General features: G+C 64.9%; 23 protein-coding genes and 1 pseudogene. 17 read left to right on the top strand and 7 right to left on the bottom strand.

Annotated elements, in window-relative coordinates:
• Positions 1–5 precede the first annotated feature (5 nt).
• Positions 6–179, top strand: coding sequence for a hypothetical protein (locus tag OX462_RS25600; protein ID WP_176741220.1), 174 nt, complete (start codon positions 6–8; stop codon positions 177–179).
• A gap of 9 nt (positions 180–188) precedes the next feature.
• Here OX462_RS25600 and OX462_RS25595 read toward each other — a convergent pair whose 3' ends face one another.
• Positions 189–992 (bottom strand): metallophosphoesterase, encoded by an 804-nt coding sequence (locus OX462_RS25595; RefSeq protein WP_409027360.1) that lies wholly within the window; start codon positions 990–992, stop codon positions 189–191.
• A gap of 46 nt (positions 993–1038) precedes the next feature.
• Entirely contained in the window at positions 1039–1944 is a 906-nt protein-coding gene (locus tag OX462_RS25590; RefSeq protein WP_409027359.1) for a LysR family transcriptional regulator, read from the bottom strand.
• A 117-nt stretch (positions 1945–2061) separates the two neighbouring features.
• Here OX462_RS25590 and OX462_RS25585 point away from each other — a divergent pair, with 117 nt between their 5' ends.
• Positions 2062–2928, top strand: a complete 867-nt coding sequence (locus OX462_RS25585; RefSeq protein ID WP_409027358.1) for a pirin family protein — start codon at positions 2062–2064, stop codon at positions 2926–2928.
• A 65-nt stretch (positions 2929–2993) separates the two neighbouring features.
• Complete coding sequence (locus tag OX462_RS25580; RefSeq protein WP_409027357.1) at positions 2994–3695, top strand: isochorismatase family protein; 702 nt, start codon at positions 2994–2996, stop codon at positions 3693–3695.
• 5 nt (positions 3696–3700) lie between these two features.
• Here the strand turns inward: OX462_RS25580 and OX462_RS25575 are convergent, their stop codons facing one another.
• On the bottom strand, positions 3701–4456 hold the full coding sequence (locus OX462_RS25575) for a substrate-binding periplasmic protein (RefSeq protein WP_409027356.1): 756 nt from the start codon (positions 4454–4456) through the stop codon (positions 3701–3703).
• 919 nt (positions 4457–5375) lie between these two features.
• Here OX462_RS25575 and OX462_RS25570 point away from each other — a divergent pair.
• The 3 genes and pseudogenes from OX462_RS25570 to OX462_RS25560 all read left to right on the top strand — a co-directional run.
• A pseudogene (locus tag OX462_RS25570) lies at positions 5376–5465 on the top strand (PEP-CTERM sorting domain-containing protein); the annotation flags it as partial.
• A 77-nt stretch (positions 5466–5542) separates the two neighbouring features.
• Entirely contained in the window at positions 5543–6133 is a 591-nt protein-coding gene (gene pnuC / locus OX462_RS25565; protein WP_121668369.1) for a nicotinamide riboside transporter PnuC, read from the top strand.
• Positions 6134–6464: 331 nt separating this feature from the next.
• Positions 6465–9032, top strand: a complete 2568-nt coding sequence (locus OX462_RS25560; RefSeq protein ID WP_121668370.1) for a TonB-dependent receptor — start codon at positions 6465–6467, stop codon at positions 9030–9032.
• A gap of 23 nt (positions 9033–9055) precedes the next feature.
• Here the strand turns inward: OX462_RS25560 and OX462_RS25555 are convergent, their stop codons facing one another.
• Positions 9056–9862 carry a response regulator transcription factor gene (locus tag OX462_RS25555; RefSeq protein ID WP_070292380.1) on the bottom strand — a complete coding sequence of 269 codons (807 nt, stop codon included), beginning with the start codon at positions 9860–9862 and terminating at the stop codon, positions 9056–9058.
• Between the two features lie 348 nt (positions 9863–10210).
• On the opposite strand from OX462_RS25555, the gene OX462_RS25550 reads away from it, so the two are divergent.
• The 5 genes from OX462_RS25550 to OX462_RS25530 are packed head-to-tail and all read left to right on the top strand — an operon-like array spanning position 10211 to position 14874.
• On the top strand, positions 10211–10741 hold the full coding sequence (locus OX462_RS25550) for a Csu type fimbrial protein (protein ID WP_070221609.1): 531 nt from the start codon (positions 10211–10213) through the stop codon (positions 10739–10741).
• A gap of 12 nt (positions 10742–10753) precedes the next feature.
• Positions 10754–11482 (top strand): fimbrial biogenesis chaperone, encoded by a 729-nt coding sequence (locus tag OX462_RS25545; protein ID WP_227742093.1) that lies wholly within the window; start codon positions 10754–10756, stop codon positions 11480–11482.
• Positions 11483–11518: 36 nt separating this feature from the next.
• Positions 11519–12211: a fimbria/pilus outer membrane usher protein gene (locus tag OX462_RS25540; protein ID WP_409027355.1), complete on the top strand. Its 693-nt coding sequence runs from the start codon at positions 11519–11521 to the stop codon at positions 12209–12211.
• 15 nt (positions 12212–12226) lie between these two features.
• Positions 12227–13867, top strand: a complete 1641-nt coding sequence (locus OX462_RS25535) for a fimbria/pilus outer membrane usher protein (protein WP_409028783.1) — start codon at positions 12227–12229, stop codon at positions 13865–13867.
• Positions 13867–14874, top strand: a complete 1008-nt coding sequence (locus tag OX462_RS25530) for a Csu type fimbrial protein (RefSeq protein ID WP_070292382.1) — start codon at positions 13867–13869, stop codon at positions 14872–14874. Before OX462_RS25535 ends, OX462_RS25530 begins: the two co-directional genes overlap by 1 nt.
• On the opposite strand, the gene OX462_RS25525 is transcribed toward OX462_RS25530, so the two are convergent.
• Positions 14871–15107: a hypothetical protein gene (locus OX462_RS25525; protein ID WP_139143745.1), complete on the bottom strand. Its 237-nt coding sequence runs from the start codon at positions 15105–15107 to the stop codon at positions 14871–14873. The two genes, OX462_RS25530 and OX462_RS25525, sit on opposite strands and share 4 nt — an antisense overlap.
• Positions 15108–15351: 244 nt before the next feature.
• On the opposite strand from OX462_RS25525, the gene OX462_RS25520 reads away from it, so the two are divergent.
• From OX462_RS25520 to OX462_RS25510, 3 genes are all read left to right on the top strand, one after another.
• The gene (locus OX462_RS25520; protein ID WP_070312550.1) at positions 15352–15909 is read left to right on the top strand and encodes a winged helix-turn-helix transcriptional regulator; all 558 of its coding nucleotides are present in this window, start codon (positions 15352–15354) and stop codon (positions 15907–15909) included.
• 155 nt (positions 15910–16064) lie between these two features.
• Positions 16065–16502 carry a CHRD domain-containing protein gene (locus OX462_RS25515; protein WP_409027354.1) on the top strand — a complete coding sequence of 146 codons (438 nt, stop codon included), beginning with the start codon at positions 16065–16067 and terminating at the stop codon, positions 16500–16502.
• Between the two features lie 99 nt (positions 16503–16601).
• Positions 16602–17555: an AEC family transporter gene (locus OX462_RS25510; protein WP_409027353.1), complete on the top strand. Its 954-nt coding sequence runs from the start codon at positions 16602–16604 to the stop codon at positions 17553–17555.
• 126 nt (positions 17556–17681) lie between these two features.
• Here the strand turns inward: OX462_RS25510 and OX462_RS25505 are convergent, their stop codons facing one another.
• Entirely contained in the window at positions 17682–18335 is a 654-nt protein-coding gene (locus OX462_RS25505) for an FMN-binding negative transcriptional regulator (protein WP_409027352.1), read from the bottom strand.
• Between the two features lie 3 nt (positions 18336–18338).
• Positions 18339–18797: an OsmC family protein gene (locus OX462_RS25500; protein WP_409027351.1), complete on the bottom strand. Its 459-nt coding sequence runs from the start codon at positions 18795–18797 to the stop codon at positions 18339–18341.
• 105 nt (positions 18798–18902) lie between these two features.
• Here OX462_RS25500 and OX462_RS25495 point away from each other — a divergent pair, with 105 nt between their 5' ends.
• From OX462_RS25495 to mnmC, 3 genes are read left to right on the top strand one after another with little or no spacing between them, the layout of a single operon-like run.
• Positions 18903–20381, top strand: a complete 1479-nt coding sequence (locus OX462_RS25495) for a MocR-like pyridoxine biosynthesis transcription factor PdxR (RefSeq protein ID WP_409027350.1) — start codon at positions 18903–18905, stop codon at positions 20379–20381.
• Positions 20382–20419: 38 nt separating this feature from the next.
• Entirely contained in the window at positions 20420–20983 is a 564-nt protein-coding gene (locus OX462_RS25490; protein WP_409027349.1) for a DNA-3-methyladenine glycosylase I, read from the top strand.
• Complete coding sequence (gene mnmC / locus OX462_RS25485; protein WP_409027348.1) at positions 20983–22614, top strand: FAD-dependent 5-carboxymethylaminomethyl-2-thiouridine(34) oxidoreductase MnmC1; 1632 nt, start codon at positions 20983–20985, stop codon at positions 22612–22614. The genes OX462_RS25490 and mnmC overlap by 1 nt, the downstream gene beginning before the upstream one ends.
• Positions 22615–22805 lie beyond the last annotated feature (191 nt).

The following is a 22805-nucleotide window of genomic DNA, read 5'->3' as shown; positions in this document are numbered from 1 at the left end:
AAACCATGAAGATCAAAGTGAAGGCCACGCCCAAGCCGCGCAACCCGCTGGTGGCGGCCGCCAGGCTGCGCGGCGGCGCCGGTGTGCATCAGTCGGAAGCGTCGCCGCGCGCGGCGCGCCGGGCCGGCAAGCACCGGCTGCAGCAACTGCTGGCGGGACGCCTGAAGCCCGAGGATTAGCGCGCTGGATTAACGCAACGGCAGTTCGACGATGAAGTTCGGGTTGAACTGGGGATTTTGCGGCGTGCCGCTGCGCGTCTTGTAGCCGCAGGGGTTGGCTACGACGCGGCACGGGCCGATGCGGTAGTCGCGCGAGACGTGAATATGGCCATGCACCCACAGGTCCGCCTGCGCGGCCAGATCGTCCAGGCGCGAGGCATAGGCAGGCGAGCAGCCCTCGCTGCCGTAGGCGTCGTCGACCGAGCGCAGCGACGGCGCCATGTGGCTGATGACCACCGTGCGGCCGTCGAAGGGCTGCGCCAGTTCGCGCGCCAGCCAGGCTTTTTGCTGCGCGTGGAACATCGCCGTGTCGGCCGCGCGCAGCTTGCGAAAGCCCATGTTGGCCAGGCGGATGCGCTTGTAGTCGTTCATGACGGCTTCCGCGTCGCGCATGGCCGCTTGCCGCGTGTCGTCGCCCAGCAGGCGAAAATCCGTCCACAGGGTGGCGCCCAGGAAGCGCACCTTGCTGCCTGCCGGGTCGGTGAAGACGTGGGTATCGGCGTCGAGAAAATGCACGTTCGGCGTGGCGGCGCAGGCCGCGCGCAGCTCCTGGCGCACCTTGTCGAGGTGGTGGCCATAGCCTTCGTGGTTGCCATGCACGTACAGCACGGGCAGGCCCGCAAACGCGGTGGTGGCCCAGGCGACGGCGCGCGCGCCCGTATCGATGTCGCCGGCCAGGATCACGGCGTCGGGACGGCTGAGCGCGAGGTCGCCCTGCGGCGCTTCGTCGCGCCATAGCTCATGGTGCAGGTCCGACAGAATCAATAAACGCATGCGGTATCCAGGCGATTCGGGAGTACGCCATCGTACCTGAAAACCGTCACTCTTCCTCCAGCGCGGCGAAGCTGTGCGCCAGGTAGTCGATCAGCGCGCGCACGGCCGGCAGCAGGCCGCGCCGCGACGGGAAGACGGCGTGGATGATTTCGCGCTGCGGCCGCCATTGTCCCATCAGCGGCAGCAGGCTGCCGTTGGCCACCTGTTCGGTGATCATCATGGTCGGCAGCTGCACCACGCCCACGCCGGCCACGGCCGCGTCGCGCAGGGTCAGCATGTCGCCCGTGACGAAGCGCGGCACGTGGCGCAGCTGGGCGCGCGCGCCATCGGGGCCATATAAATCCCACTGGTAGTGCTGCTGCGGCATGCCCAGGGCCAGGCTGGGCCAGTCCGCCAGGTCGGCCGGGGCTGTCGGCAGCGGCGCGTCGCCGAACAGCAGCGGGCTGCCCACCATGCACTGGCTGCGTTCGGCCAGCACGCGCAGCACCAGGTCGCTGTCGGGCAGCGGCGGCGGGCGCACGCGGATGGCCACGTCGATGCCCTCGGCCACCAGGTCGACGCGGCGGTTGCTCGCTTCGAGCAGCAGGGTCACCTGCGGATGGTCGCGCATGAAACCGGCCAGCATGGGAGCGACCAGGGAATGCAGCAGGGCGATGGGGCAGGACAGGCGCACCGTGCCGCGCGGCGCGGCCCGCGTCAGTTCGATCGCTTCCTGCGCCGCCTCCGCTTCCACCAGCATCGCCTTGCAATGCTCGTAAAACGTCTGCCCCACATCGGTGACGGAAAAATGCCGCGTCGTGCGCTGCAGCAGGCGCGCGCCCAGGCGCTCTTCGAGCAGTGCGATGCGCCGGCTCAATTTGGACTTCGGCATGCCCAGCGCGCGCCCGGCCGGGGCGAAGCCGCCATGGTCGACCACCTGCACAAAGTAATACAAATCGTTCAAATCCTGCATGCCGCCTCCTTGATCGTTCTATTTTTGGAACGCTGATGGCCTATTTTACCGTCTACCGGCTTCATCGTTGCAAGCGTATTCTGTTTCCATCGTAATGCAAACCAACAGGAGATCGAGATGAACACAGTCACAGGTATCTACAGCGCACCGCGCCAGCACTGGGTCGGCGACGGTTTTCCCGTGCGCTCGATGTTTTCGTATAACGGCCATGGCAAGCAGCTGAGCCCCTTCCTGCTGCTCGACTATGCCGGCCCCGCCGAATTTGCGCCCGGCACGCGTCCGCCCGGCGTCGGCTCGCATCCGCACCGCGGCTTCGAGACGGTGACCATCGTCTACAAGGGCGAAGTGGCGCACCGCGATTCGACGGGCCAGGGCGGCGTGATCGGCCCCGGCGACGTGCAGTGGATGACGGCCGGCGCCGGCATCCTGCATGAAGAGTTTCACTCGCCCGCCTTCACGCGGTCGGGCGGCACGCTGGAAATGGTGCAGCTGTGGGTGAACCTGCCGGCCAAGAACAAGATGACGGCGCCTGGCTACCAGGCCATCACCAGCGACACGATTCCCGCGGTGGCGCTGCCCGACGGCGCCGGTTCCGTGCGCGTGATCGCCGGCGACTTCGACGGCCGGCATGGCCCGGCCCGCACGTTCTCGCCGATGCAGGTGTGGGACCTGCGCCTGGCCCAGGGCAAGCTGACGGAGCTGCCGGTGCACGCCGGCTGGAGCACGGCGCTGATCGTTTTGCATGGCACGGTGCTGGTCAATGGCGAGAGCTTGGTGCGCGAAGCGCAGATGGCGCTGTTCGGGCGCGACGGCGACAGCATCACCGTCGAGGCGAACAGCGACGCCGTGGTGCTGCTGCTGAGCGGCGAGCCGATCGACGAGCCCATCGTCGGCCATGGCCCCTTCGTCATGAACACCGAAGCGGAAATCGCGCAGGCGTTCGAGGATTTCAACAGCGGCCGCTTCGCCCGCATCGCGACGTAGTTTGTGTCATTAATTTGTGCAGTACCCATGCCGCATCCCGCGGCATGGTTTTTCAGGAGACCACCATGAGCACCCCCGCCAACTTCCAAGGTTTGCCACCGATGATCGAGCCAGACGACGCCGTCATGCTGCTGATCGACCACCAGAGCGGCTTGTTCCAGCTGGTGCGCGACATCGAGCAGCACGTGCTGCGCGGCCACGTCACGGCGCTGGCCAAGCTGTCGCGCCTGGCCAACATGCCGACCTTTACCACCGCTTCCGTGCCCGACGGCCCGAACGGCCCCTTGATCCCGGAGATCCACCATTTCAACCCGGACGCCGTCTACATCCCGCGCACGGGCCAGATCAACGCCTGGGACAATCCTGCCTGGGTCGAGGCCATCGAAAAGACGGGCCGCAAGACCCTGCTGATCGCCGGCACGCTCACCAGCGTATGCATGGCTTTCCCCACCATCAGCGCGCTGGCGGCCGGCTACAAGGTGTTTGCCATCATCGACGCCTCGGGCAACTGGTCGAAGATGGCCACCGACATCACCATGGCGCGTGTCACGCAAGCGGGCGCCGTGCCGATCGACACGTATGCCGTGCTGGCTGAAGTGATGAGTACCTGGAACCGCGCCGATGCGATGGATTTCGCCGCCATCATGACGGACCACATCGTGCCGCCGTACCGCGCGCTGATCGAGAGCTACGACAAGGCGCAGGGCGTGCAAAAGAATGGCCGCGAGACCAAGCTGGAAATCCTCGAGGCGGCCAGCAAGGGCTGATCGCCTTACGGCGCGTCGTAGCGGGCGCGTATCGCCGCCAGCACGCCGCGCTGCTCCAGGCGCGTGATGGCGGCGTTCAGGCGCGCCAGATCGGCCGTGCTGGTGCTGCGCGCATTGAGCATCAGGTGCACGGGCGCGCGCAGGGCGAGGAAGGGCAGGGTGGTCAAGGCGACGCCCTGCAGGCGCGCTTCGTGGCGCACGGCCAGCACGTCGCCCAGCAACAGGTCGGCGCGGCCCGCGTCGAGCATGAGGATGCCTTGCCGGAAGCTGCCGAAGGTATTCAGGCGGCCGTCTTTTTCCAGCGCCGGACGGGCCGCAGCGTACTGCGCGCCATACCAGCCCACCTTGGGCGCGAGCAGGGTGGCCTTGCCGCGCGCCAGCTGGCCGAAGCTGCCGACATGGCGCTGCGCGGCGTGCGTGCCGGCCTTGCCGAAGACGCCGACGGCTTCATCGCGGTACGAGATGGAGAAGCGGGCGTAGGACTGGCGTTCCGGCGTTTCGGACGCGGCCAGCATCAGGTCCAGTCCGCCTGTCTGGAACAGCAGCTGGCGCCGCGCCGTGGGCAGTTCCGGCAAGGTGACCAAGGTGCAGTGCGCTTCCTTGAAGATGGCCTGCAGCAATTCCAGGTCCAGACCCGTATAGCTGCCTTGGGCGTCGCGATACAGGTACGGCGGCCATTGCTCGAGCGCCATTGTCATGCGGCAGGCCTGGGCGGGCAGGGCCGATACGCCGAGCACTGCCGCAAACAGGAGATGGCGCATGCGCATACGGGTGCTTCCATAGAGTTTCAACTTGATATTCAATTTGCCAGAATGGCCAGGGAAGTCAAGCATGGCATCCACTTTTCCCTATACGGAGGACTTAAAGGGACCCGACACAAGGGCTCTGCGCAAGATGCATCGGCCGGTGACAGCATTTTCTCTTTTAAAATATCTATTTGATAATATTAAAAAACAGTGGTTTAATTGTTTAGTTGCTAATTTTGGCAACTGCCACTTTGAGGAATCTATGGCACATCAATTGTCCGCTCTGGCTGCCGTTCTGGCTTTTTCCCTCTCATCCAGTGCATTTGCTGGTACCACGATAGGAACGCAAGGTTTTACGATTAAGGATACTTGGGGCGAGGGCCTCAGGTTGATCTCCGATAGCAACAATGTCGCCAAGTTCGACCTGACAAATATCGCCGGACTCAACTATTCGTTAACGGATACGAATCCTTGGTCGGCTGGCAATGGGACACTCGATTTTTTCGATGTCAGCGCGCGCGATGGCTATCGCGTGATCAGCGTTGAGTATAGCGGCGTGATCAGCGGCGAATTGATACCGGCACCTGATTACCCCGACAGTTGGCCTTATTCGTATTGGGGGGGCACCGCGACAAACAATTCGCAGGCATATTTTGGTACCTACGCCGAAGACACCGACCTGGCCAATAATTCGCAAAAAGTATTAACTTTCACAGATCTTAATGGCACTGTGCCGTTTTCCCTGAACAATAGTACGCAGCAGCTGCCGCAAACGTTTAAGATTTGGCTTGAGGTCTATGCTTGGGTTTCGGGGACGCCAGGTGGCGGACAATGGTTTCCGGGAGAGGGAGATGACGGCTACTATTCCTGGATGACACCATCGACTGCCAAGCTGGGCATTCTCAATCCCGTTCTGACGCTCACCTATGCCCCGCTCTCGGCCGTACCGGAACCGTCCACGTACGCGATGTTGCTGGCCGGCCTGGCTTTATGTGGCATCGTGCGTCGTCGTCGGGCAGGCTGATACTGCATCGCGTGATGCAGGGGAGCAAATCGGCTATAGTGGCGCGGTGCCACCACTGCCCCGCAAAGGAAATCCGCTTGACTCCCCCGCTCGAGATCGCCGCCAATGTTTTGATGACTGCCTCCATCATCCTGGCCGGACGCAATAATATCCATTCCTGGTGGATCGGCATGGTCGGCTGCGTGCTGTTCGCCGTGCTGTTTTTCCAGGTCAACCTGTACGCCGACGTGATGCTGCAGCTGTTTTTCATCGTCACCTGCGTCATCGGCTGGCTGCAATGGCGGCGCGGCGCCGGCGGCAAGTCCTTGCCGATCACGCGCACGGGCCGGCGCAGCCTGGCCTGGGTCGTGCCGGCCGGCATCGCCTCCGTGGCGATCTACGGCATGCTGCTGCACCGCTTCACGAATGCCTACGCGCCCTTCATCGATTCGGCCGTGCTGGTGTTCAGCATCATTGCGCAATTTTTGCTGATGAGCCGGCGCATCGAAACCTGGGCCTTCTGGCTGCTGGTCAACACTGTGGCCGTGCCGCTCTACTACAGCCGCGGCCTGCACCTGACGGCCGTGCTGTATGCGGCCTACTGGGTCAATGCCGTCATTTCCTGGTACTGGTGGAGCGTGCAGGCGCGCCGCGCGGCGGCCGCGCCGCAGGCGATGGCCGACGCCTGATATTGCCAAATACCAAGTCCTTAGATTCAAATCGTATATACAATCAATTTTTAATTCGTTCACGCCATAAAGACGCCGGGATATAGTGGCCTTTCCCCGCTTACCGGTGTCTTTTATGTTGCGCATTAGTCCTTCTCCCTGTTTTTATGCCGTCCGGCACCAGCTGACCATGCAATGCATGGCGCAGTGGATGCCGGTGCGTGCCCGGCCACGCATCCCCTAAGTCATTCCCATCCGTTTCGTTGTCGTTTGCCCGCTGGCCTACCCGGTCCGCGTGCCCCTGCTCGGCCTTTTTATCGGAAAAAGGCTGCAATCCCAATAAGAGGAAACCATGTTCAAACCACTCGCCATCAGTCTTGCCATCGCCGCCGCCTTTCCCGCCGTCTCCACCATCGCCCATGCCGAGGACGACATGTTGCGCGTCAACGTGACCGGATCGAATATCCGCGTCAGCGAAAAAGAGGGTGCCAGCGCCGTGCAGGTCATCACGGCCAAGGAATTGAAAGCCAGCGGCAAGACCAGCGTGTCGGATGTGCTGCGGGCCATCTCCGCCAACAGCGGCAACAGCTACAACGAACAATACACGGGCAGTTTCTCGGCCGGCACCTCGGGCCTGTCGTTGCGCGGCATCGGCCAGAAAAATACCTTGATCCTGGTCAATGGCAAGCGCGTGGCCAGTTATGCGACGGCGCAAAACCTGCAGGAAACCTTTGTCGACCTGAACAGCCTGCCGATGGCGGCCGTGCAGCGCATCGAGGTGCTCAAGGATGGCGCCTCGTCCGTCTACGGTTCCGATGCCGTGGCCGGCGTGGTCAATATCATCCTGTACAAGGAATTCACAGGCACGGACATCACGGCGCAGTGGGGCGGCTCGACCGAAGGCACGGGCCAGCATGAAAAGAGCGCGGCGCTGCAGACGGGTTTCGGCAAGCTCGAGGAAGATGGCTACAGCCTGGTCTTCTCGGTCGATGCGCAGCAGCGCGACAAGCTGCAGCAAAGCGATGTGGCGTGGATGCGTGATGCGGACTTCCGCAACCAGCAGCGGGGCAGCCTGGGCTGGGCCATCACCAACTATGCGGGCACGGACCCGACGAAGACCCTGGGCGGCGTGCGCGGACCATTGCAGCTGGTTAATTATGGCGACATCACACCCGGCAAGACGGGACAAGTGCTGGCGTATAACCCGTCGCCATATAAAACCCTGATTCCCGGCATCCAGCGCGTGCACACGGCCGCGCGCGGCACCCTGAAGCTGAATGCGGATACGGAAGCGTATGTCGACCTGCTGCACAGTTACTCGCGCGCCGACCAGACCTTCAGCGCGCCATTGACGGTGAACAACGCCACGCGCGTGTGGAACAACGCTACCCAGGCGCTCGACACGATTCCCGTCGTGCTGCCCGTGGGCCATCCGAACAATCCGGGCGCCACGCCCCTGCCGTTCACGGCCACCCTGTTCGACCTGGGGCCGCGCCTGAAACAGGACAAGGTCACGTTCTACCGCGCGCTGGCGGGCGTCAAGGGCACCTTGGCGGGCTGGGACTGGGATGCGGCCGTCGGCCACTCGAGCAGCAAGCTGGAGGAAACCGTGCAGAATTTCGTCAACCGCTACGCATTCCAGCAGGTGCTGGCCGACGGCAGCTATAACTTCTTTGATCAGGCGCAAAACAGCGAAGCGGTGCGCAACCGCCTGCGCCTGTCGACCCTGCGCCCGGCCGAGTCGACCCTCGACACCGTCGATTTCTCGGCCGCGAAAGACCTGTGGCAGTTGCCGGCCGGTCCGCTGGGCTTTGCCGCCGGCGCGCAGTGGCGCCGCGAAAAGATGGATTCGCAAACCTCGACGGCCGTCTTGTCCGGCACCGAGCTGCGCCCGGCGATCAACATCATCAACGGCTCGCGCAGCGTGTCGGCCCTGTTTGCCGAATTGAACGTCCCGGTGGTGAAAGACCTGTCCGTCAACCTGGCGGGCCGCGCCGACCATTACAGCGATTTCGGCAATGCGTTTTCGCCGAAGGCCAGCGCGCGCTACCAGGCGGCGCCGTGGCTGCTGGTGCGCGGCACCGTGTCGCGCGGCTTCCGCGCGCCGTCGCTGCCGGAAATTACGCAAAGCACGGCCGTCAGCTATGTCAGCGTGCTCGATCCGAAGGACCCCGTCACGCCCACGCAGACGCGCGGCGTGACGGCCATCACCATCGCCAATACGGCGCTGCGTCCGGAGCGCTCGAATAACCTGAACCTGGGCGTGGTGGTCTCGCCCACCAGCAGTTCGAGCATCGGCCTCGATTACTACCGCATCAGGCAGGATGGCGTGATCGGCACGGAAAGCGCCACCACCACGCTCGCCAACGAAGCAGCGGCGCCGCAAAAGATCACGCGCGACGCCGATGGCCGCATCACGACCCTGTACCGCCAGTACCGCAACCAGGGCCAGCGCGAAGTGTCGGGCATCGACCTGGACCTGCGCCAGCGCTTCGTCGACAAGGACTGGGGCAAGCTGACCCTGGCCGGCCAGCTGAGCCGCGTGCTGCGCTTTGCCGAACCGCTGTCGGACGGCGCGCCGCTCACCGATGGCGCCGGCACCAATTATTTCGGCTCCATCCCGAAATGGCGCGGCGTCACCTCGGCCACCTGGGAGCAGGGCAAATGGTCGTCCACGCTGACCTGGAATTACGTGGGCAGCTATGCGCAAAATACGCATCTCGATGAATCGGTGGCCGCCTTCAGCACGTTCGACGTGACCACCAGCTGGCAAGTCACGCCGGCGGCGAACGTCACCTTCATCGTGCAAAACCTGGCCAACAAGCGCGCGCCGTGGGATTACTCGGCCTCGGGCTTCGACTATACGCAAGCCGATCCGCGCGGGCGTTTCGCGTCGCTCAAGCTGAACTATAAGTTCTAGGGTGCGGGGGGCATGCGTGCCCCTCAGTGCCCGTTCGACACCTGCCGCTGCCCCGCCTGTTCATGCAGGCGCTGGCGGTAGGCGCTGGGCGTGACGCCCATGCGTTCGCGGAAGGCCGTGGCGAAGTTGCCCGCGTTGTGAAAGCCGATCAGGAGGGCGACATCCTGCACGTCGATTTCCGTCTGCTGCAGCAGTTCCACGCCGCGCGCGATGCGCGCTTCGCGGATGAAGGCGAAGACCGTCATGCCCGTCTGCTCGCGGAACATCAGGGTCAGCTTTTCGCGGTAGGTGCCCACGCTGCGGGCGATTTCGGACAGGTTGGGCAGGCTGCCCAGGTTGTCGAGGATCAACTGTTTGACGGCATTGACGAACACGAGGTCCGGATGTTGCTGCCGGTCGCCGACCGGGGTCGCCGCGGGTAATGTGCTGTTGCTTTTACGCATCAATCCCAGGTGGATATGGATGCGCGCGGCCAGTTCTTCCGGCAGGAACGGCTTTGCAATGTAGTCGACGCCGCCCACCTGCAAGCCCATGACGCGCTCCTTGGCGGCGTCGGCTCCGCTGAGAAAGATCACGGGAATCTGTTCCGTGTCGGGATTGGCCTTGAGCAAACGGCACGCCGTGTAGCCATCCATCTCGGGCATGCGCACGTCGAGCAGGATCAGGTCGGGATGCGTGGCCAATGCCAGCTGGTAGCCCTGATAGCCATTGAAGGCAATGCTGAAGCGGTAGGGCTGCTCGCTGAGCAGCTCCATCAGCATGCGCTGCTCGAACGCGGAATCGTCCACGATCAAGATGTTTTTTCTGATGGTTTCGCTGGTCAATGGCATGGCATGGATGACTTAACCAAATAGCAAGTTGTGGCTTATTATGCCTCGCTTTTTCTTTTTTTTCTGCTTTTCTCGTATTTCAAAAGATGTTTCTCCGCGAGAAGAAGCGCGGATTTCCTATATCGCCAATAATTCACTCATGCATTGATTTTAAGCAATGTCGATTGCCAAAAAATCTGTTTTGCCAATGCTGCAAACAATGCCGGAGTCCCTCGCTTTCTGACTCTCGGCGCAAGTATGTTGTCGTCCTGGTTTGCGTGCCCCAGAAAACGCCGGCAATACCGTGACTATCCTCGAGCCCTTCATGCCGATGGGCGCATTAATGATGTTCCGTCATCAGGAGGTATCATGTTGCGAGTTATTTCACCCCGCTTGACCGCTGCCGCCAGTGTCGTCCTTGCCGCGACGGCCCTCCTGCCTGGCTACGCCGATGCCGCTGTGTATTTGAACGGCAGCAATACCACGACCTTTGACGTGACCCTGAAAATCATCGCCAACTGCACCATTGCGGCTGCCAATCTCGACTTTGGCCAAAGTCAGGGCGTACTGGCTACTGCCGTGAACGTCAATACGACCGTGAATGTCACCTGCACCAATACCACGCCGTACAACGTGGGCTTGACGGCGGGTACGGGCACGGGCTCAAGCGGCACCACGCGCTATCTGAGCGGCACGGGCGGCAACCTGGGGACGGTGCAATTCAACCTGTTCCAGACGGCCGGCAGCACCTTGTGGGGCGATACGCAGGGCACGAATACCGTCGGCGGCACCGGCAACGGCGCGTCGCAGCCGCTCACGGTGTACGGCAACATTCCGCCGCAGGCGACGCCGGCGCCTGATACCTACAAGTCGACCATCACGGCCACCGTGTACTTTTAAGCCAGGCGCTGCGTGAACGCCGGTTCGATGTCGCTGCTGAAAAGCGTACTGGCGCTGCTGGCCTGCTGCGCCGCCGGCGCGAACGGCGCCAATTTGCAGATTTCGCCGGTGACGCTCAATTTGCGCGCCGCTCAGAATGCCGCGGGTATCAACTTGCAAAATCTCGGCGACCAAGCCATCTACGGGCAGGTGCGGGTGTTCGCCTGGGACCAGCGCGATGGCGAAGAAGTGCTGGCGCCGACGCAGGAGCTGGTGGCCAGTCCGCCGATCGTCGAAATCGCCGCCAACAGCCGGCAGACCATCCGCCTCGTGCGTGCCCAGGCTGGCCCTGTCGCGCAGGAAAAGACGTATCGCGTGCTCATCGATGAAATCAGCCGCGAGGATGATGCGGGTCGCAGCGGCGTCGATATCCGCCTGCGCTATTCGGTGCCCGTTTTCGTGCTGCCGGCCGCTGCGCCGGGCAAGGAAGTGCTCGACTGGCAAGTCTTCCGCGAGCGGGGCGAGTGGATGTTGCGTATCAAGAACAGCGGCAATGTCCATGCGCAGATCGGGGCGATGACGTTGACGAACCAGGCGGGCAAGGAGTTTGCCGTCAGCAAGGGGCTGTTTGGTTATGTCCTGGCCGAACGCATGCGCGTATGGCGCCTGCCCGTCGCCAGGGAGGCCGAACTGGATGGGCCGTTGAGTATTGCGGTCAATGTGAATGCGAAGGCGCTCATTGCCAAGAATTCGACACCTTGAACATGGCCGCCATGGCGGGCGCGACCGGCGTGAACCATGAAACGCGCGCTGGCAGCGTTGTTGTTGCTGGTCATGGCGCCGCTGGCCGGGGCCGATGGCGCGGCGGCCGTGACGGGCGCCGATCCGGGGCCGGCCAGCTTGCCCACCGATCCGGCGGCGCCGAATGAACTGTATCTGGAGGTAAGTGTGAATGCTGTTTCAACCGGGCTGATCTTGCGTTTTACCCAGGTGGGCAAAACCTTGCGCAGCAGTGTGGCGAACTTGCAGCAGCTGGGGCTGGACCCGGCGCGCCTGGTCGCGCCCGGTCAGACCGAGGTGGCGCTCGATGCGGTTCCCGGACTCAGCTATGAATATGATGCGGCGCGCCAGAGCGTATCGCTGCAGGTGACGGACGACTTGCGCGCGCCGTACCGCATCGATGCGCGCCTGGCGCCGCAGACGCCGCCGTCGCGCGTCACGCCCGGCGCCGTGCTCGATTACGAAGCCTATGCGGAACTGGGCCGGACACGGCGCGCGGCCATCTTCAACGACTTGCGCTATTTCAATGACAGCGGCGTGTTCAGCCATACGGGTACCGTGAACCTGGGGGGAGACCAGCGCAAGTACATGCGCTTTGACACTTTCTGGAGCCATGCCGACCCCGAGACCCTGCAAACGTGGCAAGTGGGCGACCTGATCTCCTCATCGCTCAGCTGGAGCCGCGCCGTGCGCGTGGGCGGCGTGCAGTGACGCAAGAACTTCCAGCTGCGCCCGGACCTGCTGACCTTTCCCGTCGCCTCCGTCGATGGCACGGCGCTCGTGCCTTCGTCGCTGAGCCTGTATGTGAATGGCGTGCAGCAATATGCTGCCAGCGTGCCCAGCGGTCCGTTTGTGCTGAACCAGGTGGCCGGCATCAATGGCGCGGGACAAGCCACCCTCATCACGCGCGATGCACTGGGGCGCAGCGTGACGACCGTGCTGCCCCTGTATGTCGACACGCGCATGCTGGCCAGCGGCTTGAGCGATTACTCGGTCGAGGCGGGCGCCGTGCGGCGCGACTATGGCCGCCGCCTGTTCGGCTACGAGCGGCAACTGCTTGCCAGCGCTTCCGGCCGCCATGGCGTCAGCGACAGCTTCACCATCGAAGGCCATGCGGAACTGGCTGCCGGCCTGTACCAGGCGGGGGCGGGCGCGCTGGTGCGGCTGGGCCAGGCGGGCGTGCTCAGCGGCTCGCTGTCGGCCAGCGCCGGCCGCAGCCGTGGTGCGCAGCTGGGCGCCGGGTACCAATATGTGGGGCCAAGCTTCAGCGTCGATGCGTACAGCGTGCACGCCAGCGCCGGGTTTGGCGACCTCGCTTCGCGTGATGGCAGCCCCGTGGTGCGCGCGGCGGACCGCGTCACCGTGAGCCTGCCTTTGCCGGCGGGAAGCAGTATCAGCAGCAGTTATATCGGCTACCGCACGCCCGGCGCACCGTCATCGAAGCTGGCCACCTTGGGCTATTCGGCGACCCTGTTTCACGGCCTGTTCCTGAACGCCAGCCTGTTCCAGGATTTGCGGCAACGCGAGAAGCGGGGCTTTTATGTCGGCTTGAGCATGGCCTTCGACAACAATCTGGCCATCAGCACGAGCGGCAGCCGGCAAAACGGCGAGAGCGGCCGCAGCGTCAGCGCGCAGCGCGCGGCGGACTTTGGCGGCGGTGTCGGCTGGAACTTGCAGGCTGGCACGGTGGGCCGCAATGCCTATCGGCAAGCGCAAGTGGAATACCTGGGCAATAACGGCCGCGTGAATGCGCGCACGCAAAGCGGCGGCATGGGCAATGCCTCCTCGCTGGGCGCGGCCGGCGCGCTGGTGCTGATGGATGGTCATGTCGAGGCGGCGCGCCAGGTGGGCAGCGGTTTTGCGCTGGTGTCCACTGGCGGTGTGGGCAATATTCCCGTGTTGCATGAAAACCGCCAGATCGGCGTGACGGACAGGGGCGGCTATCTGCTGGTACCGAATTTGAATCCTTATGGCAATAACCAGATCAGCATCGCCACGGATGAGCTCGACGTTGACGCGCGCGTGCCCGTGACCAATATGAATGTCGTGCCGCAACAGCTGGCGGGCGTGCTGGCCGTCTTTCCCGTCGAACGCTACAGCGCCGCCACCGTCATCGTGCAAGGCGCCGACGGCAAGCCGCTGGCCACGGGCTTGCCCGTGCTGCATGTGCAAAGCGGCAAGCAGACGGTCATGGGATTTGACGGCATGGTGTTCGTCGACGATCTGCTCGAGCAGAATCAGCTGCAAGTCGGCGAGGGCGACAGCGCATGCACGGTAGGTTTTGCCTATGTGCGTCCTGCCGCGGGCGGCTTGCCCGTGATCGGGCCGCTGCGCTGCGCTGCCGCCGGCGCCGGGGGAGGCCGCTGATGCGCCGCCTGCTGCCATGTCTGACCCTGCTGCTGGGATGCGCCTGGGGCGGCGCGGCGCAGGCGGCCGATACCTGCACGGTGAGCATGACGAATATCGATTTCGGCGCCGTCAGCCCGATTTCCGGCAGCGATTACGTGGCGCAGGCAACGGGCACCTTCAGCTGCCTGTTTTCGTCGCTGAACCTGGGGCAGTTGCTCACGCCCAACGCACAAGTGTGCATCTCGCTGGGGCTGGGCACGAATTCCACCTCGGCCCTGCCGCGCAAGCTGGGCAATGGCAGCAACCGCATGGAGTACAACGTGTACGTGGACAATTCGTATGCCACGGCGAAGATATGGGGCGGCGCCGGCGTGGCGGGCGCGCCGTCGACCTTCGGCATCATTTTGTCGGCCGGCTTGCTGGCCCCGCCCGGCACGTATTCCACCACCTTTACCGTGTATGCCAGGATACCCGCTGGCACGGCCCTGGCCGCCGTGCCCACGGCCGCCAACGCCAATACGGTGTACACGTCGAGCTTTGCCGGCCAGGGCACCTACACCTACACCACGTATGGCCTCGTCAACCTGTTTGGCTGCACGGCCAGCAGCGGCAGCTTCGGTTTCGCGGTCAATGCCACGGCCGTCAACGACTGCACCATCGCGGCCAGTCCGATGGCGTTCGCGAACGCTTCCATCCTGACGGGCAACTTGCGCAGCACCAGTACCTTGTCCGTGCGCTGCGTGAACAACAATGCCTACCAGATTGCCCTGAACGGCGGCAGCGTGGCGGCCAACGTGGCGAACCGGCAAATGAAAAACATTGTAACGACGGACAAGGTCAGCTACCTGCTGTCGTCGACGCTCGATGGCCCGCTCTGGGGCGATGGCACGTCAGGCACCAGCATGGTGACAGGCACGGGCACGGGCGCCAGCGTGCCGCTGACGATTTACGGCCGCGTGCCGGCGCAGGTGTCGCCGCGCCCCGGCGACTACAAGGACACGGTGACGGCAACGATCTATTTTTAGAACGTGACGGTGATGAGGCCGGTGTCCGATGGCGTCGCCTGCTGTTGCAGCAGATAGGGCGTGTTGTACTGGCAGCGCACCTGGGTGCTACCGCGCTGCGAGACGACGGTGCACGCTTCGTGGACGACGAAGGTGGCCTGGAACGATGCGGAGGAAACGGTGGCGGCGGCGGTGGTCTGGCAGAGGGAGAGGGCGAGCAACATTGGCAGGGAGGCAAATTTCAAAGAAGTCATCGTAAGCGTATCAGGTGAAAAACGGACGGGAAACAACATTCTCTGACGCCGTTTCGCACACCGGGACGGGAGAAGCTGGACTAAGCATGATTGTACTGGAGCAAGAAAAGTGTGAGTTTTCGCGTATTTTCAAGCCCTCCACGGGGCGGGAGACGGCTTGCAAAGCGATAGTAACTAAGTTTCCGTGTGGCAACCGTAGGATTTTTTTTTAATTGTTGTGTTGGATCAACGTGAGGAGACGGTCATGAAACATACCAACTTTAATAATTTGCCTTGCCCGATTGCGCGCAGCCTGGGCAAGGTCGGCGAATGGTGGAGCATCCTCATCCTGCGCGAAGCGTTTTATGGCAAGACGCGCTTCGACGAATTTGAAAAAAGCCTCAAGATCGCGCCCACCATCCTGACGCGCCGCCTGGCCGACCTGGTGGAAGGGGGCTTGATGACGCGCCGCCTGTATTGCGCCAAGCCGCCCCGCTACGACTATGTGCTGACCAAGTCCGGCCGCGCCTTCAAGCCCGTCTTGCTGGCGTTTATCGCCTGGGGCAATGAAAACTTCGCGCCCGAAGGCGCCAGCCTCGTCATCGCCAGCCGCGACACGGGCCTGGCCGCCGATCCGGTGCTGGTGGACGCCACGACGGGCTTGCCCATCAATGATGAGTATTACGCGTTCGCGCCAGGGCCTGCCGCCAGCGACAGCATGCGCAGCATCATCCTCGATGCTGAAAAAAGCAGCGGCATCGCGCCCAAGCCGAAGGCGCCAGCCGCCAATCGGGGCTGGGTGGCGGAAGGGCATCTGGTCTGAGGCCGGGTGGCGGGCGCGCGCCAAGTTTGTCGCAAAGCAAGACGGACTGCACGGCATGGCGTTACTGTCGCACCATGCAACTCAAGTGCGGCGCAGACCCGGCTGTGCGGGCATGGCGCCATCCGTGATCCGATGTCCGTTGAAGGAGTACTGCGATGACCACATTGCCGCAACACCTACGCCGCGCCGCCAGCGTGCTGGCGCTGGCCGCCCTGCTGGGCGCCTGTTCCCATGGCCCGCATCACCCGGGCGGCCATGACGTCACCCTGACGGGCGCGCAGGAAGTGCCGGCCAATACCAGCATGGCCAGCGGCAGCAGCAATATCCGCGTCGCGCACGACCGCAGCGTCAGCGGGGGCGTGCGCTACTCGGGCATGGTGGCCACCGTCGCGCATATCCATGAAGCGCCGGCGGGCGTCAACGGCCCCGTCATCGTGCCGCTGGTGAAAACCGCCGAAGGCATGTTTGCCGTGCCGCCGAACACCATGCTGACGCCGCCCCAGTATGCGAGCTACCAGGCCGGCAACCTGTATGTGAACGTGCACAGCGCGGCCTACCCGGCCGGCGAGATCCGCGCCCAGCTCAAGCCATAGCTTGCCCCCGGCGTTTTTTCCGAAACCTCCTTGGGCCGCGCGAGCGGCCTTTTTTTGCGCCAGGCGGCCGGCCAGTGCGGCGCGCTACAATGGCGTTTCATGCTGACCATCCTTGCCATCACCTTTCCCTTCTTCGCCCTGGTGCTGTGCGGCTATCTGGCCGTGCGGCGCACGCTGCTGCCGCTGGCCGCCATCAGCGGCTTGAACAGTTTTGTCCTGTACTTCGCGCTGCCGTGCATGCTGTACCGCTTCGGCGCCGCCACGCCCGTCGCGCAACTGCTCGACGCCAGCGTGTTCGGCGTCTATCTGCTGTGCGCCCTGATCATGGTGGGCGTCACCACGGCCATGACTCTGAGCCACCGCATCGACTGGAACAATGCTGCCTTCGGCGCGCTGGTGGCGGCCTTCCCGAACACGGGCTTCATGGGCGTGCCCCTGCTATTGACCTTGCTCGGACCCCGTTCCTCGGGCCCCGTCATCGTCACCATCGTCGTCGACATGCTCATTACCAGCTCGCTGTGCATCGCCCTGTCGCGCATCGGCAGCGGCGGCGCGCACGGCAGCCGCGCCGCCGTCGTCAACGCCTTGAAGGGCATGGCGGGCAACCCGATGCCGTGGGCGATCGTGCTCGGTGCCCTGTCGTCGTGGCTGGAACTGGCCTTGCCCAAGCCTTTGACGCAGACGGTGGGCCTGCTGGCCGATGCCGCCTCTCCCGTTGCCCTGTTTACCATCGGCGCCGTGCTGGCCCGTTCGCAGATGAGCACGAGCGACCCGGCGCCGCTGGGAGAATATGTGCCCGTGGCGCTGAAAAAACTGCTGCTGCATCCTCTGCTGGTGTGGGGCATCGGCCACGCGGCCATCGCGCTCGGCGCGCCGCTCGATCCGTTCGCGCTGACCTGCATGGTGCTGGTGGCCTGCCTGCCCAGCGCCAGCAACGTCGCGCTGCTGTCGGAACGCTTCGGCGCGAACACGGCGCGCATCGCCCGCATCATTTTAGTGTCGACGGCGCTGTCGTTTTTGACGTTTTCGGCGGCCGTCAGCTGGCTGGCGTGAGGGGACAGTCAACGTCACGGGGCGCGCCCCGCGCCTTGCGCATCATCGGGAGCACAGCGACGACGCGCATCGCCCGCATCATTTTAGTGTCGACGGCGCTGTCGTTTTTGACGTTTTCGGCGGCCGTCAGCTGGCTGGCGTGACGTTGGCGGCGATCAGCGCGCCCAGCGCCTGCGCCGGGCCGGGGTGATGATCGAGCGCCAGGCCGTGCGCCATGCTGGCCTGGTCCTGCATGCTGCGGTTCTGGCCCAGCTTCCATTTTCCTTCCAGGCGCGTGAGGGGAATCTCGATGCCGACGATGGCTTTCAATAGCTTGTCGATATAGCCGGCCGGCGCGTCGCCCACCTTCCACGGCGCGGCTTGATCCGCCTCGTGGCGCGCCGTCAGCCGCTCCACCAGTCCCAGCAGCCACGCCGCGTCGTCGATGGCGCGCAGGGGGCCATGCGCGTGCACCACCGCATAGTTAAAGGTGGGCACCTCCTTGCCGCTGCGCTGCTTTTCCGCATACCAGGCGGGCGTGATGTAGGCGTGCGGCCCCTGGAAGATCACCAGTGCGTCGTCGCTCCCGCCGGCGGCGCGCCAGAGCGGGTTGGCGCGCGCCACGTGGGCGCGCAGGATGCCGAATGGCGCATCAAGCGTGGGCGCGGCGATCTCGAACGGCAGATGGTCGGCGCACAAGCCATCGGCACCGTGGCGCACGAGCGCGCCCAGCGGGTGACTGTCGATCAGACCATGCAGCACGTCGAGGCGCTCTTCGCGGAAGGTGGCGGGCGTGTACATTTACTAGGCTCCTTGCACGACGACGTCGGCCGTCAGCGAATTGGCGATGTAGCAGCGCTCGTGCGCATCGTGGTGCAGGGCGGCCAAGGCCTCGGGCGAGGGCGGCGTTCCCGCGAAGGCGATGCGCGGACGCAGCACGATGCGCGTCATGGCCAGGCGGCCTTGTGCATTCTTGCCCAGTTCGCCGACCGCATCGTCGCGGTAATCGTCGATGACGTAGCCGCGCTGGGCCGCCAGCGACAGGAAAAACAGCATGTGGCAGCTCGACGTGGCGGCCACCAGCGCCTCTTCCGGGTCGATGTTTTCCGCCACCGACATGGGCAGCGGCACGGACAGGGGCGACGACGAGGCGGGTACCGTCAGGCCGCCGTCGAACTGCCATTCATGGCCGCGGCTGTAGCGCTGGCCGGCGAAATCCTGGCCGTCGCGCTGCCAGGCCACGGTGGCAAAAAACTGATGCATGGTTGCTCCGCAAAAGTAGAGGAATACGCCATCTTAGCGCCAGTCTTGGCTATTTAAAACAGCCAATAAGTGCTATCTTGAAGATACCAATTCGAGAGCCACACTATGCCAGCTTCCCACCTGAACCAGCTTATCGCCGCCTTGCCGCTGCAGCGCGGCGCCAGCGAACCGCTGTTCCGCCAGCTGTATGCGGCCATCAAGGCGGCCGTCCTCGACGGGCGCATGAGCCCCGGCATGCAGCTGCCGCCCACGCGCGATTTTTGCCGCCTGCTGGCCGTGTCGCGCCAGACGGTGCTCAATGCGTATGCGCTGCTGACGGCCGAAGGCTACCTCGATGGTGCCGTCGGGCGAGGCACCTTTGTCAGCCGCGAGGTGCCGCTGCCTGTGCCGCCGGCAGCTGTGCCCGGCCTGCTGCGGCCCCTGTCGGCGCGCGGGCAGGGCGTGGTGACGGCCATGCGCCAGGTGGCCTTCCACCGGGGGCCGCTGCGCGCCTTCCGCGTCGGCATGCCGCGCATCGACCATTTTCCATTTGATGTGTGGAACCGCCTGGAAGCGCGGCGCTGGCGCCGGCCCGACCACCAGTTCGGCTACGGCGACCCGGCCGGCTACCTGCAGCTGCGCGAACTGCTGTGCGTGTACCTGAAGGCGTCGCGCGGCGTCCAGTGCACGCCGCAGCAAATCGTCATCACGTCCGGCTCGCAGCAGGCGCTGTTTTTGTTGTCGACCATCCTGCTGGCGCCCGGCGACGCCGCCTGGATGGAGTCGCCCGGCTACCGGGGCGCCAGCGGCCCGCTGCGCGCGGCCGGCGCGTGCGTCTTCCCTGTTCCCGTCGACGCGCAGGGGCTGGACGTGGCCTACGGCGTGGCGCACTGCCCGCAGGCGAAGCTGGCCTACGTGACGCCGTCGCACCAGATGCCGCTGGGCGTGAGCATGAGTTTGCCCCGCCGCCTGGCCTTGCTCGCCTGGGCCGCGCACAATAAAGCCTGGCTGGTGGAAGACGATTACGACAGCGAATACCGTTACTCGGGCGCGCCGCTGGCGTCGCTGCAAAGCCTGGACCGGGCCGGCTGCGTGGTGTACGTGGGCACCCTGTCGAAGGTGCTGTTTCCCGGCCTGCGCCTCGGTTACATGGTGGCGCCGCCCGCGCTGGCCGAGGCGCTGGTGCAGGCCAAGGCCGTGATGGACCGGCACACGGCCATCGTGCCGCAGATGGCGCTGGCCGACTTCATCGCCGAAGGCCACTTTGGCCGGCATATCCGCCGCACGCGCGACAGCAATGCCGAACGGCGCGACCTGCTGGTGCGGGGCCTGGCGCACGAACTGGGCGACCAGCTCGCGTGCGGCCCGGCCGACAGCGGCCTGGAACTGTGCGCGTATTTTCGCGGCGGTCACGATGAGGAAGCGGTGTCGCGCGCGGGCCTGGCGCGGGGCATCGAACTGCGCCCGCTGGGACACTATGCCGACCCGGCGGCGGGGCCCGAATGCGCCACGCCGCCCGGGCTGCTGCTGGGCTTTGCGGCGATTCCCCCGGCCGAGATGGCGCACGGCTTGCAGGAGCTGGGGCGCATCCTGCGCGGCCGATAAACTATACTGGCGGTTGCCCGCACATGAAGAACCCGACCATGACCACCATCCGCTGCTCCTGGGCCAATCCGGCCAATCCCCGCTACCTTGCGTATCACGACACGGAATGGGGCGTGCCTTGCCACGACGAGCGCCGGCTGTTCGAGATGCTGAACCTGGAAGGCGCGCAGGCTGGCCTGAGCTGGGAAACCATCCTCAACAAGCGCGACACCTACCGCGCCGCTTTTGATAACTGGGATGCGGAAAAGATCGCCGCATATGGCCCGGACAAGGTGGCGCAGCTGCTGGCGGACCCTGGCATCGTGCGCAACCGCCTGAAGGTGGCGGCCGCCATCACGAATGCCCAAGCCTATTTGCGCCTGCGCGCAGAAGGGCAGACCCTGGACAGCTTTTTGTGGGCGTATGTCGACGGCCAGCCCATCGTCAACAACTGGCAGCCGGGCGAGTTTCCCGCCAAGACGGCCCTGTCCGACAAACTGTCGAAAGACTTGCTCAAGCGTGGCTTCAAGTTCGTCGGCTCGACCATCATCTACGCCTACATGCAGGGCATCGGCATGGTCAACGACCACGCGCCCGCCTGCTTTTGCCGCGCGGGGCGCTGATGCGCCGCGCCCTGGTCCTGCTCGACACGGATTTTGACGGTGCCCGCCTGCGCGCCGCCTGCGCCGCGCATGGCGGTCGCCGCCTGCATTACATCGCGCTGGCGCCGCGTCCCGTCGATGCGCATCACTTGCCCGACGAGTGGCGCGCACAGTGGCCGCCCTGCGTGCCGGGTCTGCACCGCATGGTGTCGCACGATGGCCTCGTCACACTCGATGTGCTGATCGGCGAGCCCGATGCCTGTCTGGCGCAATTGTCGGCGCGTGTCGATGAAGTGCACCTGGCCTGGGTGCCGGCGGCCACGCCGGTGCTGGCGCGCCTGATGGCCGATGGCGCGCACCTGCAAGCCGTGCACCTGGACGAGACGCAGCGCGCGGCGCTGCAAAAGCATGGCTTTGTTTTTGACGAGAGCCGTTTGCGCGCCGTGTTTTATGCGCGGCGCGACGAGTACGCGGCCGTTGCCGCGCCCGAGCGGTGCGCCGTCGTCATCGGCGCGGGCGTGGCCGGCGCGGCCGCCTGCGAACGGCTGGCCGCGCGCGGCTGGAAGGTGACCTTGATCGAACGCCACGCGCAGCCTGCGAGCGAAGCGTCGGGCAACCTGGCCGGCATCTTCATGCCGCTGATGTCAAAGGACGACAATATCGCCACGCGCCTGGTGCGCGCCGCCTTTCTGTACTCGCTGAAGCGCTGGAAAGACCTGGGTGGTATCGGCGCCGCCATCGAGGGTGCGCAAAGCGGCGTGCTGCACCTGGCGCGCGACGGGGCGCATGCGCAGGTGCAGCGGCAGATCGCCGCCAGCGGCCTGTATCCGCGTGAATTCGCCCGCTGGCTGGAAGCGCCTGAGGCAACCGCCATGCTGGGCGCGCCGGCGCCCGATGGCGCCTGGTGGTTCGAGCAGGGCGGCTGGGCGCGCCCGTCTTCCGTCTGCGCGGCCATGCTGGACGCCTGCGGCGCCTTGCTCACGCGGCGCTTTTCCAGCAGCGCCCTGCGCCTGGAACGTGGCGACGGCGAATGGCTGGTGCGCGATGCGGACGGTGCCCTGATCGCGGCGGCACCCACCGTCATCCTGGCGGCGGGCACGGGCGCCGTGGATTTCGAACAGGCGGCCGGCTTGCCGCTGGACGCCGTGCGCGGCCAGGTCACGCACCTGGCCGAAGGCAGCTTGCCGTCGCTGCCGTTCGTCGTCTGCCGCGAAGCCTACGTGACGCCGGCGCACCAGGGCGTCGTGTGCGTGGGCGCCAGCTACGATGCGGACGCGGACCCCGGCTTGCGCGCATCGAACCAGGAAGACAATATCGCGAAGATCGCCGACATCCTGGACGTGGCCCCGTTCGAGGCGCCGCTGGCCGGGCGCACGGGCTTTCGCTGCATGGCAGCGGACCGCCTGCCGCTGGCGGGCGCCTTGCCCGACCCCGGCATACCGGGCCGCTGCGAGCGCCTGCGCGACGTGCCTCGCTGGCCCGGCCTGTTCGGCTTGCTCGGTTATGCCTCGCGCGGCCTGATCTGGGCACCGCTGGCAGCCGAGCTGCTGGCTTGCCAGCTGGAGGGGGAGCCGTTGCCGCTGGAGAGTCAATTGGCCGCCGCTCTGGATCCTGCCCGTTTCTTGCTGCGCGAACGCCGCCGCGCTGGTTGAGCGTTGGCGCAGAGCAGGCGAGGGCTGGGGTCAGACCCCCAACACAGCTGACGCAAAGCCTGGCGCCAACGCGCGTGAGGGTCTGACCCCATATGCGGACGCTCTGCGCGTAGTCCCATATCTGTTTTTCAGCTTTCCAAACTCTTTTTAATTTGTTTTCCGAACAACATAAGTTCGCTACAGTGGACTCG

The organism is Janthinobacterium aestuarii, assembly GCF_046113285.1.
In the GTDB taxonomy this organism is placed as follows: domain Bacteria; phylum Pseudomonadota; class Gammaproteobacteria; order Burkholderiales; family Burkholderiaceae_D; genus Janthinobacterium.
The sequence above is the reverse complement of the archived record's forward strand: the minus strand, read 5'-3'. Positions and strand labels throughout refer to the sequence as shown.